7 protein-coding genes are annotated in these 18,913 nt (G+C 68.7%); 5 read left to right on the top strand and 2 right to left on the bottom strand.

From position 1 onward, the window contains the following. The first annotated feature begins 202 nt into the window (after window positions 1–202). From fadD32 to AWC16_RS12440, 5 genes are all read left to right on the top strand, one after another. Entirely contained in the window at window positions 203–2,113 is a 1,911-nt protein-coding gene (fadD32, locus tag AWC16_RS12460; RefSeq protein ID WP_085265069.1) for a long-chain-fatty-acid--AMP ligase FadD32, read from the top strand. Window positions 2,114–2,138: 25 nt separating this feature from the next. Continuing rightward, on the top strand, window positions 2,139–7,430 hold the full coding sequence (gene pks13, locus AWC16_RS12455; RefSeq protein WP_234812253.1) for a polyketide synthase Pks13: 5,292 nt from the start codon (window positions 2,139–2,141) through the stop codon (window positions 7,428–7,430). Next, on the top strand, window positions 7,427–8,980 hold the full coding sequence (locus AWC16_RS12450) for an acyl-CoA carboxylase subunit beta (protein WP_085265067.1): 1,554 nt from the start codon (window positions 7,427–7,429) through the stop codon (window positions 8,978–8,980). Before pks13 ends, AWC16_RS12450 begins: the two co-directional genes overlap by 4 nt. A gap of 186 nt (window positions 8,981–9,166) precedes the next feature. Next, window positions 9,167–10,432: a PE-PPE domain-containing protein gene (locus tag AWC16_RS12445; protein ID WP_234812243.1), complete on the top strand. Its 1,266-nt coding sequence runs from the start codon at window positions 9,167–9,169 to the stop codon at window positions 10,430–10,432. A 375-nt stretch (window positions 10,433–10,807) separates the two neighbouring features. Next, entirely contained in the window at window positions 10,808–12,286 is a 1,479-nt protein-coding gene (locus AWC16_RS12440; RefSeq protein ID WP_085265066.1) for an MFS transporter, read from the top strand. 5 nt (window positions 12,287–12,291) lie between these two features. On the opposite strand, the gene AWC16_RS12435 is transcribed toward AWC16_RS12440, so the two are convergent. Together AWC16_RS12435 and AWC16_RS12430 are read right to left on the bottom strand one after the other, a co-directional pair. Further along, on the bottom strand, window positions 12,292–15,471 hold the full coding sequence (locus AWC16_RS12435; protein ID WP_085265065.1) for an arabinosyltransferase domain-containing protein: 3,180 nt from the start codon (window positions 15,469–15,471) through the stop codon (window positions 12,292–12,294). Continuing rightward, entirely contained in the window at window positions 15,468–18,743 is a 3,276-nt protein-coding gene (locus tag AWC16_RS12430) for an arabinosyltransferase domain-containing protein (RefSeq protein WP_085265064.1), read from the bottom strand. Before AWC16_RS12430 ends, AWC16_RS12435 begins: the two co-directional genes overlap by 4 nt. Between the last annotated feature and the right edge of the window lie 170 nt (window positions 18,744–18,913).

The raw sequence follows: 18,913 nt of genomic DNA, 5'->3' as shown, positions 1-18,913 counted from the left end.
GATTTGGCATGGGCCCCACCGACCTCTAACATTAAGAGCAATTTAAGAGCGGCGGCGCGCGGCCGCGGGGCGGCATCGCATCGTCGGGTATCGGAAACCCATTACCATCTGTGAGGTCCCGGGCCCGCGCGATGTAACGCACCAGCGTGGCCAGACGCGCCCGGCAGCTGACTGAACGTATGTTCGTGACAGGAGATTTTGCATGGCCCCGGCAACACAGGCCGCTTACCACAACCCCTTCATCAAGGACGGCAAGATCCGGTTCCCGGACAACGCCAACCTGGTACGGACCGTCGAACGCTGGGCGGCGCTGCGTGGCGAGAAGCTGGCGTACCGGTTCCTGGACTACTCCACCGAGCGTGACGGCTTGGCGCGCGACATCTCCTGGGCGGACTTCGGTGCCCGCAACCGCGCGGTCGGCGCCCGGCTGCAACAGGTCACCGAACCCGGTGATCGGGTGGCGATCCTGTGCCCCCAGAACCTGGACTATCTGGTGTCGTTCTTCGGGATCATGTACTCCGGCCGTATCGCGGTGCCGCTGTTCGACCCGGGCGAGCCGGGTCACGTGGGTCGGCTGCACGCCGTGCTCGACGACTGCACCCCGTCGGCGGTGCTGACCACCAGCGACTCGGCCGAGGGGGTGCGGAAGTTCTTCCGCAGCCGCCCGGCCAACGCCCGCCCGCGTGTCATCGCGGTCGACGCGGTGCCCGCCGAGGTGGGATCGACCTGGGTGATGCCCGAAGCCGACCGGGAAGCGATCGCCTACCTGCAGTACACCTCCGGCTCCACCCGCACCCCGACCGGCGTGAAGATCAGCCACCTGAACCTGCCCACCAACGTCGTCCAACTGCTGGATTCCCTCAAGGGCCGGGAAGGCGACCGCGGTGTCACCTGGCTGCCGTTCTTCCACGACATGGGCCTGGTCACGATCCTGCTGTCGTGCGTGCTGGGCCAGCAGTTCACCTTCATGACCCCGGCGGCATTCGTCCGCCGGCCCTACCGGTGGATCAAGGAGATGGCCCGTAAAGAGGGCGATACCGGTGAGTGCTTCTCGGTGGCCCCGAACTTCGCCTTCGAGCACGCTGCTGCCCGCGGGCTGCCCAAGGAGGGTGACCCGCCACTGGACCTGAGCAACGTCCGGGCGATCCTCAACGGCAGTGAGCCGGTGTCGGCGGCCTCGGTGCGCAAGTTCAACGAGGCCTTCGGCCCGTACGGGTTCCGCGAGGAGGCGATCAAGCCGTCCTACGGGCTGGCGGAGGCCACCCTGTTCGTGTCCACCACCCCGCCGGACGAGGGCCCGCGCGTGGTCTACGTCGACCGGGAGGAGTTGAACAACGGCAACCGGTTCGTCGAGGTGCCCGCCGACGCCCCCAACGCGGTCAGCCAGGCCTCGGCCGGTCGGGTGTCGGTGGACCAGTGGGCGGTGATCGTCGACTACGAGACCGGCGCGGAGCTGCCCGACGGCCAGATCGGCGAGATCTGGCTGCAGGGCAACAACATGGGCGTCGGCTATTGGAACCGTGAGCAAGAAACGGTTGACACCTTCCAGAATGTGCTCAAGTCGCGGACCAACCCGTCGCGTGCCGAGGGCTCCGACGAGAACGGCTTCTGGGTGCGCACCGGCGACTACGGCGCCTATTACAACGACGACCTCTACATCACCGGCCGGGTCAAGGACCTGGTGATCGTGGACGGCCGCAACCACTACCCGCAGGATCTGGAGTACTCCGCGCAGGAGGCCAGCCGGGCGCTGCGGGCCGGCTACGTCGCGGCGTTCTCGGTGCCGGCCAACCAGCTGCCGCAGGCGGCGTTCGACAACCCGCACTCCGGGCTGAAGTTCGACCCGGAGGACAGCTCCGAGCAGCTGGTGATCGTCGCCGAGCGCGCCCCGGGCGCGCACAAGTTGGAGTACCAGCCCATCGCCGACGACATTCGCGCGGCGATCGCGGTGCGCCACGGCGTGACCGTGCGTGACGTGCTGCTGGTGTCGGCGGGCACCGTGCCGCGTACTTCCAGCGGCAAGATCGGTCGCCGCGCCTGCCGGGCCGCCTACCTGGACGGCAGCCTGCGTGGCGGCACCACCGGCCCGAACGCCTACCCCGACGAGGTCTAACCCCCAGATGAGCGAGGCACCGCACATGACCGGCGACGACGCGACCCTGCGCGGCACCAGTCGCACCGACCTGACCGTCGCCGACATGCGGGCCTGGCTGCGCAACTGGGTGGCCAACGCCACCGCCCAGTCGCCGGACAAGATCAACGAGACCGCTCCGCTGATCGAACTGGGACTGTCGTCGCGCGACGCGGTGGCGATGGCCTCCGACATCGAGGACTTCACCGGGGTGACGCTGTCGGCCACGGTGGCGTTCCGGCACCCGACGATCGAGGCGCTGGCCACGGTGATCATCGAGGGCGAGCCGGTGGTGGTGGACGATTCCGACGGCGAGGACTGGTCGCGGGAGGCTGATGTCGATGACATCGCGGTGGTCGGTCTGGCCACTCGCTTCCCGGGCGACATGAACTCCCCCGAGGAGACCTGGGAGAAGTTGCTGGCGGGGTTCGACGCGATCACCGACCTGCCCGAGGGCCGCTGGTCGGAGTTCCTGGAGGAGCCGCGGGTGGCCGAGCGGGTCAGCAAGGCGCGCACCCGCGGTGGCTACCTGTCCGACATCAAGGGCTTCGACGCCGAGTTCTTCGCGCTGTCGAAGATGGAGGCCGACAACATCGACCCGCAGCAGCGGATGGCGCTCGAATTGACCTGGGAGGCACTGGAACACGCCCGCATCCCGGCGTCGGCGCTGCGCGGCGAAGCGGTTGCGGTTTACATGGGCTCGTCGAACGCCGACTATCAGAACCTGGCGCTGTCCGACCCGAGCGTCACCCACCCGTACGCGATCACCGGCAACGCGAGTTCGATCATCGCCAACCGGGTGAGCTACTTCTACGACTTTCGCGGGCCGTCGGTGGCCGTCGACACCGCGTGCTCGTCATCGCTGGTGGCGGTCCATCAGGCGGTGCAGGCGCTGCGCAACGGCGAGGCCGACGTGGCGGTCGCCGGTGGCGTCAACGCCCTTATCACCCCGCTGGTGACGGTTGGTTTCGACGAGGTCGGCGGGGTGCTGTCACCCGACGGCCGGATCAAGTCGTTCTCGTCCGACGCCGACGGCTACGCGCGCTCGGAGGGCGGCGGCGTGCTGGTGCTCAAGCGAGTCGAGGACGCGCGCCGCGACGGCGACCAGATCCTGGCGGTGATCGCCGGCTCCGCGGTCAACCACGACGGCCGCTCCAACGGCCTGCTGGCCCCCAACCCGGACGCCCAGGCCGCCGTGCTGCGCAAGGCCTACAAGAACGCCGGCATCGATCCGCGCACCGTCGACTACATCGAGGCGCACGGGACTGGCACCATCCTGGGTGACCCGATCGAGGCCGAGGCGCTGGGCCGGGTGGTCGGCCGGGGCCGTGCCGCCGACAAGCCCGCCTTGCTGGGCGCGGTGAAATCCAATCTGGGACATCTGGAGTCGGCGGCCGGTGCGGCCAGCCTGGCCAAGATCGTGCTCGCCCTGCAGCACGACAAGATCCCGCCGTCGATCAACTACGCCGGACCCAACCCCTACATCGACTTCGGCGCCACCCATCTGAAGGTGGCCGACACCGTCACCGACTGGCCGCGTTATAGCGGGTACGCGGTGGCCGGGGTGTCCGGCTTCGGATTCGGCGGGGCCAACGCACACCTGGTGGTGCGCGAGGTGTTGCCGCGCGATGTGATCGAGCGTGAGCCGCAGCCCGAAGAGGCTGCCGCTGAAGAGGTTTCGCAGGACGCTGAGCCGGCAGTCGAACACGAGGCGCCGCGCTTCGATGAGTACGGCGAGTTCATCCACCCCGAGGGATCCGCCGAGGAGCCTGAGTACGAGCTGCCCGGCCTGACCGACGAGGCGCTGCGGCTGCGCGACGAGGCGCTGGCCGAGCTGGATGCAGAAGAAGCCGTGAAACCGCTGATCCCGCTGGCGATCTCGGCGTTTCTGACCTCCCGCAAGAAGGCCGCCGCGGCCGAGCTGGCCGACTGGATCGACAGCGAAGAAGGCCGGGCCACCCCGCTGACGTCCATCGGACGGTCATTGTCGCGCCGCAACCACGGTCGTTCCCGCGCGGTGGTGCTGGCCCACGACCACGATGAGGCCATCGCCGGCCTGCGCGCGGTCGCCGAGGGCAAGCAGAAGCCGAACGTCTACTCCGCCGACGGCCCGGTCACCAACGGGCCGGTCTGGGTGATGGCCGGCTTCGGCGCCCAGCACCGCAAGATGGGCAAGAACCTCTACCTGCGCGACAAGGTCTTCGCCGAGTGGATCGAAAAGGTCGACGCGCTGATCCAGGACGAGCGCGGCTACTCGGTGCTGGAGCTGATCCTCGACGACTCGCATGAGTACGGGATCGAGACCTCCAACGTCGTCATCTTCGCCATCCAGATCGCGCTCGGTGAGGTGCTCAAGCATCATGGGGCGCGCCCGGCCGCCGTCATCGGCCAGTCGCTGGGCGAGCCCGCGTCGGCGTACTTCTCCGGCGGACTGTCGCTGGCCGACGCCTGCCGGGTGATCGCCTCGCGCGCACATCTGATGGGCGAGGGCGAAGCGATGCTGTTCGGCGAGTACATCCGGTTCATGGCGCTGGTGGAGTACTCGGCCGACGAACTCAAGACGGTGTTCGCCGACTTCCCCGACCTGGAAGTGTGCGTCTACGCCGCGCCCAGCCAGACCGTGATCGGCGGTCCGCCCGAGCAGATCGACGCGATCGTCGCCCGCGCCGAGGCCGAGGGCCGCTTCGCCCGCAAGCTGCAGACCAAGGGCGCCGGCCACACCTCGCAGATGGACCCGCTGCTCGGCGAGTTCTCCGCCGAACTGCAGGGCATCGAGCCGCACACGCCCAGCATCGGCATCTTCTCCACCGTGCATGAGGGCAGCTACGTCAAGCCCGGCGGCGAACCGATCCACGACGTGGACTACTGGAAGAAGGGGATGCGCCACAGCGTCTACTTCACCCACGGCGTCCGCAACGCCGTCGACAACGGCTACACCACCTTCCTGGAACTGGCGCCCAACCCGGTGGCGCTCATGCAGGTGGGATTGACGACGGCGTCCGCCGGTCTGCACGACGCGCAATTGATCGCCACGCTGGCCCGCAAGACCGACGACCTCGACGCGATGACGATGGCGATGGCCCAGCTCTACGTCTACGGCCACGACCTCGACTTCCGCACGCTGTTCCCGCGTGACGTCGAGGGACCGGTCAGCCCGGCGGAGTTCGCCAACATCCCGCCGACGCACTTCAGGCGCAAGCCGCACTGGCTGGACGCCCGTTTCTCCGGCGACGCCACCGGTGTCATGCCCGGCTCGCACGTGGCGCTGCCGGACGGTCGGCACGTCTTCGAGTACGCCGGTCGCGGTGAGACCGACTTGGGCGCGCTGGTGAAAGCCGCTGCGGCGGCGGTCATTCCGGATTCCGCTTTGGTGGCCTCCGAACAGCGCGCGGTGCCGGCCGAGGGCTCCCGGCTGGTGACGACGCTGACCCGGCACCCGGGTGGGGCGGCCGTGCAGGTGCATTCCCGCATCGGTGAGTCGTTCACGCTGGTCTACGACGCGCTGGTCAGCCGTGGCGGGGCGGCGGGCGTGCTGCCGGTAGCCGTCGGTGCCGGCACCGCGGTGGCGGACACCGCGGTGGCTCCCGTGGCCGAGCCCGAGGAACAGCCCGACGCCGAGATCCTGCACGACAACCTCACCGCCGGAGCAGGTTTGGCCGCCGGTTTCGCCAAGTGGTCGCCGGAATGCGGCGAGACCATCGCGGATCGGTTGGGAGCGATCGTCGGCGGTGCGATGGGCTACGAGCCAGAGGACCTGCCGTGGGAGGTGCCGCTGATCGAGCTGGGCCTGGATTCGCTGATGGCCGTGCGGATCAAGAACCGGGTCGAGTACGACTTCGACCTGCCGCCGATCCAGCTGACCGCGGTCCGCGACGCGAACCTCTACAACGTAGAGGAGATGATCCGCTACGCGGTCGAGCACCGCGACGAGGTCGAGGCGCTGCACGAGCACCAGCAGACCCAGACGGCGGAGGAGATCGCCGCGGAGCAGGCCGCGATCCTAGCCGCGGCCAAGGCGGCGGAGTCGGCCGGAGACGCCCCGGCTGCGGTGGCCCCGGCTCCCGAACCCGCTGCGGCACCGCCACCGTCGGACATCCCGATCCCACCGCCGCCCACCGATCCTTCCGGACCGGCCGCCAACACCAGCGGCGTCAGCACCAAGACCGCCGCCGCTGCGGCCGCCAAGGTGCTCACCCAGGAGGCGGTCACCGAGGCGCTGGGCGCCGACGTGCCCCCGCGTGATGCCGCCGAACGCGTCACGTTCGCCACCTGGGCGATCGTCACCGGCAAGTCGCCGGGCGGCATCTTCAACGAGCTGCCCGCCCTCGACGACTCCGCGGCCGAGCAGATGTCCGCGCGGCTGTCCGAACGGGCCGAGGGCATCGTGACCGTCGACGACGTGAAGTCGGCCACCACCATCGAGGGGCTGGCGACCATCGTTCGCGACCAGCTCGAGGAAGGCGTGGTGGACGGTTTCGTCCGCACCCTGCGCGCCAAACCTGAAGGCTCGAACCAGGTTCCGCTGTTCGTGTTCCACCCGGCGGGCGGTTCGACCGTGGTCTACGAACCGCTGATGAAGCGCCTGCCCGCCGACCTTCCGGTGTATGGCATCGAGCGGGTGGAGGGCTCCATCGAGGAGCGCGCCGCCGAGTACGTGCCCAAGCTGCTGGAGCTGCATGACGGCCCCTTCGTGCTGGCCGGGTGGTCGCTGGGCGGGGCACTGGCCTACGCGTGCGCGATCGGGCTGCAGCGGGCCGGGGCCGATGTGCGCTACGTCGGGCTGATCGACCTGGTGCTGCCGGGCGAGCCGATCGACCAGAGCAAAGAGGGGATGCGCGCCCGCTGGGACCGCTACGCCCGGTTCGCCGAGCGCACCTTCAACGTCGAGGTTCCCGAAATCCCTTACGAGGAGCTGGAGAAGCTCGACGACGAGGGCCAGGTCAAGTTCGTTCTGGAGGTCGTCTCGCAGAGCGGTGTGCAGATCCCGGGCGGCATCATCGAGCACCAGCGCACGTCCTACCTGGACAACCGGGCGCTGGACACCATCGAGATCCAGCCCTACGACGGGCACGTCACCCTCTACATGGCCGACCGCTACCACGACGACGCCATCGTCTTCGAGCCCGCCTACGCGACCCGCAAGCCCGATGGCGGCTGGGGCGAGTACGTCAAGGACCTCGAGATCGTGCACATCGGGGGCGAGCACATTCAGGCCATCGATGAGCCGTACATTGCCAAAGTGGGCGCCCACATGAGCGAGGCGCTGGGCCGTATCCAAGCCGAGAGCGAGCGCGCGTGACGAACAAGACCACCGCCGAACTGCTGGCCGAGCTCCGCGAAAAGCTGGAGCTGGCCAAGGAACCCGGCGGTGAGGCGGCCGTCGCCAAGCGGGCCAAGAAGGGCATCCCCAGCGCCCGCGACCGGATCCATGCGCTGCTGGACCCAGGCTCCTTCCTGGAGATCGGTGCGCTGTGCAAGACGCCCGGTGACCCGAACGCGCTCTACGGCGACGGCGTGGTCACCGGCCACGGCAGGATCAACGGCCGTCCCGTCGGAGTGTTCAGCCACGACCAGACCGTCTTCCAGGGTTCGGTCGGGGAGATGTTCGGCCGCAAGGTCGCCAAGCTGATGGAATGGGTGGCCATGGTGGGCTGCCCGATCATCGGGATCAACGACTCCGCCGGCGCCCGCATCCAGGACGCGGTGACCTCGCTGGCCTGGTATGCCGAGCTGGGCCGCCGCCATGAGATGCTGCGCGGCCTGGTGCCGGAGATCTCCATCATCTTGGGCAAATGCGCTGGGGGAGCGGTGTATTCGCCGATCCAGACTGACCTCTTGGTGGCGGTTCGCGATCAGGGCTACATGTTCATCACCGGGCCCGACGTGATCAAGGACGTCACCGGCGAGGACGTGACGTTCGACGAGCTCGGCGGAGCCGACGCGCAGGCGCAGCGGGGCAACATCCACAAGGTGGTCGAGGACGAGGCGGCGGCGTTCCAGTACGTGCGCGACTACCTGTCGTTCCTGCCGGCCAACCACTTCGACGACCCGCCGATCGTCAACCCCGGCCTGGAGCCGGAGATCACCCCGCACGACCTGGAGCTGGACTCGATCGTGCCGGACGCGGACAACACCGCCTACGACATGCACGAGATCCTGCTGCGGATCTTCGACGACGGCGATGTCTTCGAGATCTCCGAGCAGCGCGGGAAGGCGATGATCACCGCGTTCGCCCGGGTCGACGGGCAGCCGGTCGGGGTGATCGCCAACCAGCCGATGTTCATGTCCGGGGCGGTCGACACCGAGGCCTCCGACAAGGCGGCCAGCTTCATCCGGTTCTGCGACTCCTACAATCTGCCGCTGGTCTTCGTCGTCGACACCCCCGGCGCCATGCCCGGGGTGTCGGAGGAGAAGAACGGGATCATCAAGCGCGGTGGCCGGTTCTTCAACGCGATCGTCGAGGCCGACGTGCCCAAGGTGACGATCATCATCCGCAAGGCCTACGGCGGCGGCTACGCGGTGATGGGCTCCAAGCAGCTCTCCGCGGACCTGAACTTCGCCTGGCCGACGGCCCGCATCGCGGTGATCGGCGCCGACGGTGCGGCCCAGCTGCTGGTGAAGCGCTTCCCGGATCCGACCGCGCCCGAGGTGCAGAAGATCAAGCAGGACTTCATCGACGGCTACAACGAGAACATGGCGATCCCGTGGACCGCCGCCGAGCGCGGCTACATCGACGCGGTGATCCAGCCGCACGAGACCCGGTTGCTGCTGCGCAAGTCGCTGCGGCTGCTGCGCGACAAGCAGAACTTCCCCAAGGTGCAGCGCAAGCACGGCCTGCTGCCCATCTAAAGATTTAAGTTAACGCTCAGCGTACGCCACGCCCGATGACCCCGCTCCGGGGGCGTTGTGCCTGGTGAGATTGGGGAAGCCCCCGCGGGCGTACCTTAATTTGACATAACAGAGTGTGATTGAAATCATCGCTTTCGATAGAGCCACGTTGATGTGAAGGCTTGAGTCGGGGGCGAGGAAGTTTCGATGTTTGATGCAGCCGCGGCACGGCCCGCTCTACGAATCGCCCTGAGCGCCGTCACGCTGGTGGCCGGCATCGGCGTTGCCCCGCAGCTGACGTCGCTGCCCGCAGCTCCCGGCCATGCCGGCGTACTGCTGTCGGCCGGCGAGGATTCCCTCGCGAATTCGGGTCTCGCGCTGATCATGGGTCCGAGCATGGTCCCGACGCCGAGCCAGCAGTACGCCGACATCGTGAACAACCTCTTTCTGCAGCCGCGCGGTTTCGCCGGCGAACTCGAGGTACTGACCACGCCGCAGGCACCCTATTTGCTGGATGACTCCATGACCCAGGGCGCGCAGGCTCTGGTTGAGAGGGTGCAGAGCCTGGTCGTGGACGGGCCGTTCGGCGCCGACAACCCGGTGACGGTCTTCGGCTACTCGCAGAGTGCCGCGCTGACCACGCTGGCCATGCAGCAGCTTTATGACGCCGGGGTGTCGACTGACGCCGTGCGCTTCGTGTTGATCGGCAATTCGGCGAACCCGAACGGCGGCCTGCTGGTCGGTTTCGAAGAGATGCAGGACTTCTACGACGCCATGCGGGATGCCGGCGTCACGTTGGGCAACCCGACGCCCAACGATCTGTACGCCACCGACATCTACACCTTGGAGTACGACGGCTACGCGGCCTTCCCGCACTACCCGCTGAACATCCTGGCCACCCTGAACGCGATCATGGGTATGGCTACGCAGCACATGGCCTACCTCGGACTGACTTCCGAGCAGCTTGAGCAGGCGATCCTGCTGGAGTCCAGTCCCGACAGCCTGATCAACTCCTACATGGTGCCCAGCGAGCACCTCCCGCTGCTGTTGCCGCTGCTGTTCACGCCCGTATTCGGAAAGCCGCTCTACGACCTGCTGGAACCGACCATGCGGATCCTGGTGAACCTCGGCTACGGCAACATCGAACACGGCTGGTATGACGGCCCGGCCGACCAGCCGACGATGTTCTCACTCGGCTCGCAGGACGTCGACTGGACGGAGTTCAACGCCGCGTTGGCCGTGGCGGCGCAGACCGGCTGGGACAACTTCGTTGCCGGCTTGATGGACCCGGCGACCTATCAGTGGCTGGACCCGGCCGACGATCCCGCCTTCGCGAACCTGATTGCGGCCGGCGAGGCTATGGGCCTCGGCGGAGGTTCGGTGCCGGAGCTGCTCAACAGCCTGACGAACCTGATGTGGGATTCGCTGATCGGCCAATACCTGGACCCGGCCTACTGGGCAGAAGCCTCCTAGGGTCCCTTTCGCCGCGAGCTGGGGTACCCCCCGCTTGCGCGAGCGTGCGTGTTTGTACCGCGACACGCCGGTACCTCGTGTGCATCTGCGCACGTTCGCGGCGTGTCGTGGTACGCCATCACCGTCTCGGACACACCGAATCGCGGTATCGGGTGGGTAAGTGTTGCGTAACGCTTCAGCAACACCAGCCACTTTCGCCACAAAGCAATTATCGTTTCCCCCAGGCGATCCCGGACAGGGCTGACCGCTGAGGTTCCAATTGGGCAGGGCCGGAACGTGATTCCGGGCTGCGCGGATCGCTGTGCGAATCTTCGGGCGTGTGACGAGTGGGGGCTGGGTGCGTACTGGCAGCGGGTGTCTTAGCGGCGAGGTGCTGTGAGCCTGCTGTTGCCGGCGCCGAGACCGTCGGCACCGGCCGGAGGAGGGCGTCGCAGCGCCGCCGATGAACGTAAACGCGTGTTGCGCAAGGCGATTGTGGCCTCGGCGGTCGGCAACGCGACGGAGTGGTATGACTACGGGGTCTATGCCGTGGTGGCCACCTATCTCACCGGGGCGTTCTTTCCCGACGCGCTGGGCAGCCTAGGGACCATGCTCGGCTTCGCGGTGTCCTTCGTGCTGCGACCGCTGGGCGGGCTGGTCTGGGGGCCGATCGGGGACCGGTTCGGACGGAAGTCGGTGCTGGTCACGACGATTCTGCTGATCGCGGTGGCCACCACGCTGATCGGCGTACTGCCCACCTATGCCACCGCGGGTTGGTGGGCGCCGGGACTGCTGATCGCTCTGCGAGTTGTGCAGGGTTTCTCCACCGGGGGCGAATACGGCGGTGCCGCAACGTTTATGGCCGAAAGTGCGCCCGACGACAAACGCGGCGCCTACGGCAGTTTCCTGGAGTTCGGCGCGGTCGCCGGCTTCGTGTTCGGCAGTGCCGTCGTACTCGCGCTGGAGGCGATGCTCACCCATGAGCAGATGGCCGCGTGGGGCTGGCGGATCCCGTTCCTGCTCGCCCTGCCCCTGGGCGTGATCGGTTTGGTGCTGCGCAGCCGGATGCAGGAGACGCCGGTGTTCACCGAGTGCGTTGCCTCCGAGGCGATCACCGGGTCGGCCTGGGACCGCCTGGTGGACCTGCTGACCAACTACACCCGGCCGATCGCAGTGACATGCGCAATGGTCGTCGCGCTGAACATCATCGAGTACACGCTGGTGACCTACCAGCCGACCTATCTGCACGCCTCGGCCGGACTCGACGAGCGCAGCAGGACGGCGGTGGTGCTGGTCGGCCAGTTGGCGATGCTGGCCTGCATCCCGTTCGCCGGCGCCTGGTCCGACCGGATCGGCCGCAAGCCGCTGTGGCGTGGGTCGCTGCTGGGGTTCGCCGCGCTGGCATTGCCGATGTACTGGCTGATGGGACAGGGATTCGCCTTCGCGATAGTGGGTTTCACGGTGCTGAGCGTCCTGTTCGCCGCGCCGCTGGCGACGGTCGCGGCGACGTTCCCGGCGATGTTCCCCACCCAGGTGCGTTATGCGGGGTTCGCGATCGCCGACAACGCGGCCGTGGCGGTGTTCGGCGGCACGGCGCCGGTGGTGGTCGATTCGGTCATCGAACACACCGGGTGGCAACTGTTCCCGGCCGGCTACCTGGTGCTCGCGGCGGTCATCGGGCTTGCCGCGCTGCGGTTCCTGCCGGAGACGGCCGGCTGCTCACTGCGTGGCACCGGGATCCCGGGAGTGCAGGGCGAGCTCGAGCGGGAGCTGGCGGTCGTGATCGCCAATCAGCGGGTGGCCCCGACCGCGAGCGTGCACAGAATGACGACTGCGGTGGCGTGTCGCGGTACAGACACGCACGCTCGCGCCTGAGGGGGTCAGGGCTGGATACGGATCTCGCCCGGTGACCACCAGCCGCTGCGGGTGGCGCTGCCCAGTTCCAGCTCGGCCGGCGACGCCGGGGCGACCTCGTCGAACTTACGCAGCGAGCCCCAGTCCCGGCCCCAGTCGTGGTTGAGGTACGTGGCCATCACGTGCGCCCGCAGCAACATGTCCGAGATGCCCAGCAGCCCGCCGTTGACCCCGTCCTGCCAGGTGTCGGTGTCCTGCTTCTTGGCGTTGTAGTCCGGGGTGATCCGGTACTTGGGCACCTCGGTGACGCCGTTGGCGTGCAGCATCGGGTGCTGACACGGGAACGCCAGGCCCACCGCCCAGTCCAGCAGCACCGGCTGTTCCGAGCCGATGTACTCCTGGATGGTCTTCACCTCGGGCAGCCGGGGCGGGGTGAACGCGATCCAGTCCCGCGGGTTCAGCGACTTGTCCACGGCGACAATGCGAACCGCGACGGCGTCGGCGGGGATCTGCGACCGCGGGTAGCGCAGGTTGCGCCACATCTTCGGCCACTCGCCGAACAGGTCGTAGGGCACCAGTCGGCCACCGGCGACCGGGACACCGTCCGGGCCGGGCAGTCCGTACTCCAGCTGCACGTCCTGACCGGTGGTGTAGCCCTTGAGCACGCTGTTGCCGGCGATGGTGCCCGCCGCGGTCACCGCTACCAGTGGGTGCGCGGCGTCGGCCTTGGGTAGTGCGTACCAGGCGGAGGTCAGCTTGGACTCCTGCTGGCCGTCGGTGCTGTAGCTGCCGGCCAGCGGAATCCGCGCCGGGTCCAGCCCGTAAGGCAAAGGGACCCTGGAGCCATTGATTCCAGCCGCCGGCAATTTCTTGGGGGCGTCCCAGTCGTAGTCGGTGCCCGGCTGGGTGATCGACATCCGCAGCGCTTCTGCCACCACCTTCTCCGGCACGCCGCCGGCGGTGAACCCGACCGGATCGGAGCCGCCGAGCGGCCCCAGCTCGCCGTACATGCCGGGCAGCGGGGTCAGCGCGCCGTCGTTGGGGTCGGGTTCGACCAGCACGTTGTCGGCCTGTCCGCAGCCGCCGACGAAGGCCCGCACGTTGGCCAAACCGTTGGAGTAGCTGGGGTATTCGCGAATGATCCCGGCCACCATCGAGGCGACGAACACGCACACCATGAACCCGGCGGCCACCGGCACCGGGGCGGCGGTCAGCGCCCGGGCCAGCCGGCCCTCACCGCGGTCACGCGGGGCGAAGTGCAGGTAGGCCGCCCACCCGGCGGTGATGGCGAACAGGGCGAAGAAGATGGTGCTGACCGTGATCCCGCCGATCCGCGGCATGTCGGCGTTGAACGGAACCCCGTAGCTGGAGACGTACCACCAGCCGTTGGTGGTGGCGAAACACAGCGCCAGCACGAACAGCACCGCCGCGGCGAACGCCATCCTGTTGCGCGACCAGCGCACCACTTGTCGAGAGACCAGCACGGTGGTCAGCGCGGCCATCGCCCCGGCCACCGCGGCGAACAGCCCGAAGTGGTGCACCCACTTGGTGGGGGCGAACATCAGCGAGAACATGGTCGCCAGGATGACGCCCATCAGCCGCCACACCGGTCCGCTGGCGACGCCGGCGATCCGCTTGCGCCGCAACATGATGAACATCGCGGTGAACAGGCACAGCGCGCAGATCAGGAAGCCGAACCGCCGGGACAGCGAGCCGTCGACGGTGGGCAGGATCAGGTAGTAGTAGCGCAGGTTCTCGGTGTACCAGGCCTGGCTGGGACCGATCGCGGTGCGAATCCTGGTGGCTTCCAGCACCGCCCGCACCGTCTGGTCGGCGAAGACCACGGTCAGGATGATCGCGCCGGCGGCCAGCAGTGGCGCCACCAGCGGCCAGGTGCCCACCAGACGATGGCGGCGCACCAGGATTCGCAGCAAGGGCCGGCCGGCGGCCAGCAGGGCGGCAACCGCGATCAGCCCGGTCGGCTGAATGCCCAGGGTGAACGCCGCGCAGATGATCGCCAGCGCGGCCGGTGTCAGCCGGCCGGAGATGATCGCCCGCTCCACCAGCACGTAGGTGATCAGCGATCCGACCGCGATGATCCCCTCGGGCCGCAGGCCGTTGTTGAACGGCATCCACGCCGCCAGCAGCACCATCCCGGCCGCCCACAGCGCGGGCTTGCTGGCCGCCACCGCCGGGCCGAACCGGGGCAGCACCTCGCGGCTCAGCAGCAGCCAGCACACCAGCCCGGCGACCAGATCCGGCAGCCGGATCCAGATGCTGGCGTCGGACACGTGCGTCATCAACGCCAGCAGGTTGTAGTACCAGCCGAACGGGTCCTCGGGGCTGCCGAACCAGCGGAAGTAGTTGCTCATGTAGCCCGCGTGGTCGGCCACCCGGGCCATGCCGAGGATGTAGCCGTCGTCGGAGGAGTTCGCGCCTATCACGTACCAGACCACGAACCCGAGCACCACCACGACGTCGGCAAGCGAGAAGAACCGCCAGCGGCTCGGGATCAGCCGGTGCATCCGGCGACCGTCGAGCCGGTCCATGCGCCACAGGGCCAGCACCGCGATCACCGTGGCGAGGATCGCCGCGAAGATCGCGGCCCGCTTGAGCACCGTCGGCTTGGTGGAGAACCGGGTGTCGATGTCGGCGGTCAGCGACAGGCCGTCCGGCGCCGGACCGGTCAGGTCGGTGAACACCCCGACGATCTGCGGACGCAGGTTCGGGTCGGGCCAGCCGTAGCGCTGCGTGACCCCGCCGATGGTGGCGAAGGTTCCGGCGTGCGACGAGGTGACCTCGATGTCGGTACAGCCCGGTCCTTCCACCTTGGCCCGCGGCGCGGTGGCCAGCACCACGTTGCGGTCGGTGACGTCGACGCGCTTTTCGGTGACGCTGATGAACAACCCGTTGAGGGCGGCGTCCTTGCCCTTGGCCGGGGCCGTGCTCAGCAGCGTGCCGCCCTCGGCGGGCAGTTCGCGCACCAGCGCGCACGGCGCTTTCACCGACATCGAGATCGGTGTCTGGGAGATCAGCGGCGCGGTGACGCTGTTCAGCTCCCCGTGCTGCGGCCAGTTGAGCGTCGCGGTGGTCTGCACCACCGGCAGCAGCGGAGTGGCCACCGCCAGGAGGAAGCCGACCAGGCCGGCGACGGTCGCCACCCAGCGGGTCAGTCTCAGGTCACGGTCGGTCACGGGCGGCGTCATGGCAGTGCTCGAATCGGTCCGGGCCGGCTCCAGCCGGTAACGGTCATGGTGCCCTGGTCGATGACGGCGTCGGGCGCGGTCTTGGCGGGGATCAGGCGGTGGTAGGCCTCCACCGCACCCCAGTCGCGATACCAGTCATCGCGCAGATAGGTCGGGACGGTGGTCGTCCACAACATCGCCTGGGTGATCATGAACGGCCCGCCGTCCTCGGCGGACTGCCACAGGTTCGACGACGCCGCGGTCTGCTTGTGGTCGGGCATGATCCGGTACTCCGGCAGCTCGGCAACGCCCAGGTGCTCGGTGAAGGGCCGCTGGCACGGGAAGTTCGCCGCGACTGCGATGTCCATCAGCACCGGGGTCTGCGAGCCCATCAACTCACTGATGGTCTTGACCACCGGCACCCGCGGCGGGGTGAACGCGATCCACTGCTCGGTGGACAGGTTCGGGTCGTTGGCGACGATGCGCACCACGTCGGTGCCCGGCGGCGCCCAGGCCAGCGGGAAGCGCAGGTTGCGCCACGAGTTCTGCGGCCCGATGTCGATCGGCTCCACCTGGCCCTGCGACTTCACTGTGCCGTCTGCGTCTTTGTCGGCAGTGGTGCCGAACTCCAGTTTCAACGGCTGGCCGTAGTCGAGCTTGCCGTCCTCACCGTGCGACCAGATGGCGCCCGCGGCGGTCACGACGACAATCGGTGCCCGGTCTGCCGACCGCTCCGGCAGTTGGTACCAGACCGAGGTGGCGTGCGCGGCGACCTGCTCCTTGTAGGACCCGAGCACCGGCGTGACCGACGGGTCCAGGCCGAACGGCAGTGCCACCCGGGAGCCGTTCACCCCGTCGGGAGCGTCGTCGGGGATCGTGCCGCCGGCGGTGCCGGCGGCGTCGCTCTGGTTGGCGCTGGGCTTGTTGGGCGAGGCGTCGGCGTTGGGCACACCCGGCTTGGCGATCACGGCCAGCGAGGTCAGGTCATCATCGACGGCGTTGGGGTCGAAGCCGTACGGGTCGGACCCGCCGAGCGGGCCCAGCTCCCCGTAGCTCTGACCCGGAACCGGTTGCAGCAGACCGGCATTGGTGTCCGGCTCGGCCAGTACGTCGTCGGCCATGGCGCAGCTGCTCAAACCGGACTTCAGGGCGTCGACGTTGGCCCTGGCGGTGGTGTAGGCCGGGTAGCGGCCGGCGGCGGCCTTGGCCATCGAGCCGACCATCAGCAGCACCATCAAGGTGGCGAGCACCAGCAGCGGCGTCGAGGCCAGGATCCGGTTGCGCCGCGTCGGTGCCACCTCGGTGTGCCCGGCGTAGTCCAGCCGGAAGTGCTGCCAGCCGGCCAGCAGGCCGGTGGCGATCGAGAGCGCCAGGAACATCGAGGTGACCGGCCGGCTGGCGATCACCGGGGGAATGTCGAACCACGGCACGCCGTAGCCGCCGACGTAGAACCAGCCGTTGACCCCGGAGGTCGCCACCGCCACCAGGAACAACAGCGCCGTCACGTACAGGGTCATGTTGCGTCGGCTGTGCAGGCCCACCCGGGCGAAGGTGAACGCGGTGAGCGCGGCCAGCGCCCCGCCCAGCCCGGCGAACGCGCCGAACTGCACCGCCCACTTGGTCGGGGTGAAGGTCAGCAGCAGCAGGCCCACCGCGGTCGAGCCGATCAGCCGCCAGGCCGGGCCGCTGGCCACCCCGGCGATGCGGCCGCGGCGCAGCAGCACCACCAGCATGGCGAACATGCAGAACAGCAGCACCAGCACGGCGAACCGGCGGGTCAGGGAGGCGTCGACGTTCTCTTCGACGGTCAGGAAGTAGTAGCGCAGGAACTCCTGGTACCAGGCGATGGTGGGGCCGACCACGTATTTGATCCGGGCCGACTCGGCGACTGCGGCCAGGGTCTGGGACCGGCACACCACCACGGCGAGCACCGAGGCCGCCGCGGCCAGCACCGTCAGCGGTGCGGCCAGACCGTCGACGGCCCGGCGCTTGCGGATCACCGCCTCGATGGCCCGGGAGCCGGTCAGCAGCGGGGCCAGCGCGATCAGTCCGTGCGGGGCCAGCGTGACGCTGAAGACCGCCACCACGATTGCCAGCGCAGTCGGCACCAGCCGGCGGGTGGCGATGGTGCGTTCCACCAGCATCCAGACCACCAGGGTCCCCAGCGCGATCAGCGGCTCCGGGCGCAGGCCGTTGTTGAACGGCAGCCACGCCGCCGCGAACATCATCGCCGCGGTGAACACCGCCACCCGGTTGCCCGACAGCCGGCCCAGCCGGGGCAGGATGCGGCGGCTGATGATCAGCCAGCAGGCCATCCCGGCGAGGGTGGCGGGCAGGCGCATCCACACCCCGGCGGTGCTGACCGTGCTCAGCTGGCCCAGCAGCGACGGATACCAGTCGAACGGGGCCTCGCTGGCGCCGAAGAACCGGTAGTAGTTGGCGACATAACCGGCGTGCGCGACGTTGCGCGCCATCGTCAGGTTGTAGCCGTCGTCGCTGGAGATGGCGCCGATGACGTGCCACAGCGCCAGGGTCCCCAGCACACCGACGTCGGCGAGTCGGGTCACGGTGTGGACCTTGGACCTGGCACGTCGACGCCGGGGCCCGTCCAGGACCGCCAGCGCGAGGATCGACGCCAGTACCGCGAGCACGCCCAGCGCCATCACCCCGGCCTTGAGGGTGGTGGGTGCGGTGATGAACCGGGTGTCGACGTCGATGCGGGCGCTCAAGCCGGGCTGCGGGCCGATCTCCAGCTCGGTGAAGATGCCGCCGATCTGCGGCTTGTTCTCGGGAGGCAGGCTGCCGGATGCGCCGGGAATGCCGACGAAGTCCGCGCCGACACCGCCCGTATCCGCCCACAGGTGCAGCTCGCTGCAGCCGGCGATCTTGTCCCGGGAGGCGGCCGCGGCCACGTGGTCGCGATAGGCCGCGAACACGACCGTCTTGTTGGCCCGCACGAACAGGCCGTGCGCGGTGGCGTCCACGCCGCCGGCCGGCACGGTGGACAGCACCAGGCCGCCCTTCTCCGGCAGCGAGGCGATCGCGGAGCAGGGGATGGTGATGTCCAGGCTGCGGGGCGCGCCGGAGACCAGGGGGGCGGTGACGTCGGTGACGTGGCCGTCGGCGTTGACGCCCTGCGGCCAGGCGATGGTGGCAGTGGTCTGTCGGACCGGGAGCAGCGGGGTGAGGCCGCACAGCAGCACGCCGGTGATGCCTGCGACCACCGCGATCAGCCGGGCGAACCGATAACGCTGCTGGGGCTGGTCCCTGGACTGATCGTGGGGGGAGGACACGAGCCTCGATGTTATGCGACGAGGCCGGCGATGCGGGGAACCCGTCCCGCCCGGCGGGGAACCGGCCCCTCCGGTGCCCCCACCGTCCTGCCCCGCGGCCCGGGTATATGTCGTTAATTGCCCGCCTATCAGCGACAACGTACGTTATGTCAGGTCGGGGGGTGGGGCAC

It is taken from the genome of Mycolicibacter longobardus (assembly GCF_002102265.1).
Taxonomy (GTDB): domain Bacteria; phylum Actinomycetota; class Actinomycetes; order Mycobacteriales; family Mycobacteriaceae; genus Mycobacterium; species Mycobacterium longobardum.
This window is presented reverse-complemented; position numbering and strand designations above follow the sequence as displayed.

Coding starts and splice junctions, on each gene's coding strand:
- pks13 (WP_234812253.1), top strand. CDS start 2,139: ATGACCGGCGACGACGCGACCCTGCGCGGCACCAGTCGCACCGACCTG.
- AWC16_RS12445 (WP_234812243.1), top strand. CDS start 9,167: ATGTTTGATGCAGCCGCGGCACGGCCCGCTCTACGAATCGCCCTGAGC.
- AWC16_RS12435 (WP_085265065.1), bottom strand. CDS start 15,471: ATGACGCCGCCCGTGACCGACCGTGACCTGAGACTGACCCGCTGGGTG.
- fadD32 (WP_085265069.1), top strand. CDS start 203: ATGGCCCCGGCAACACAGGCCGCTTACCACAACCCCTTCATCAAGGAC.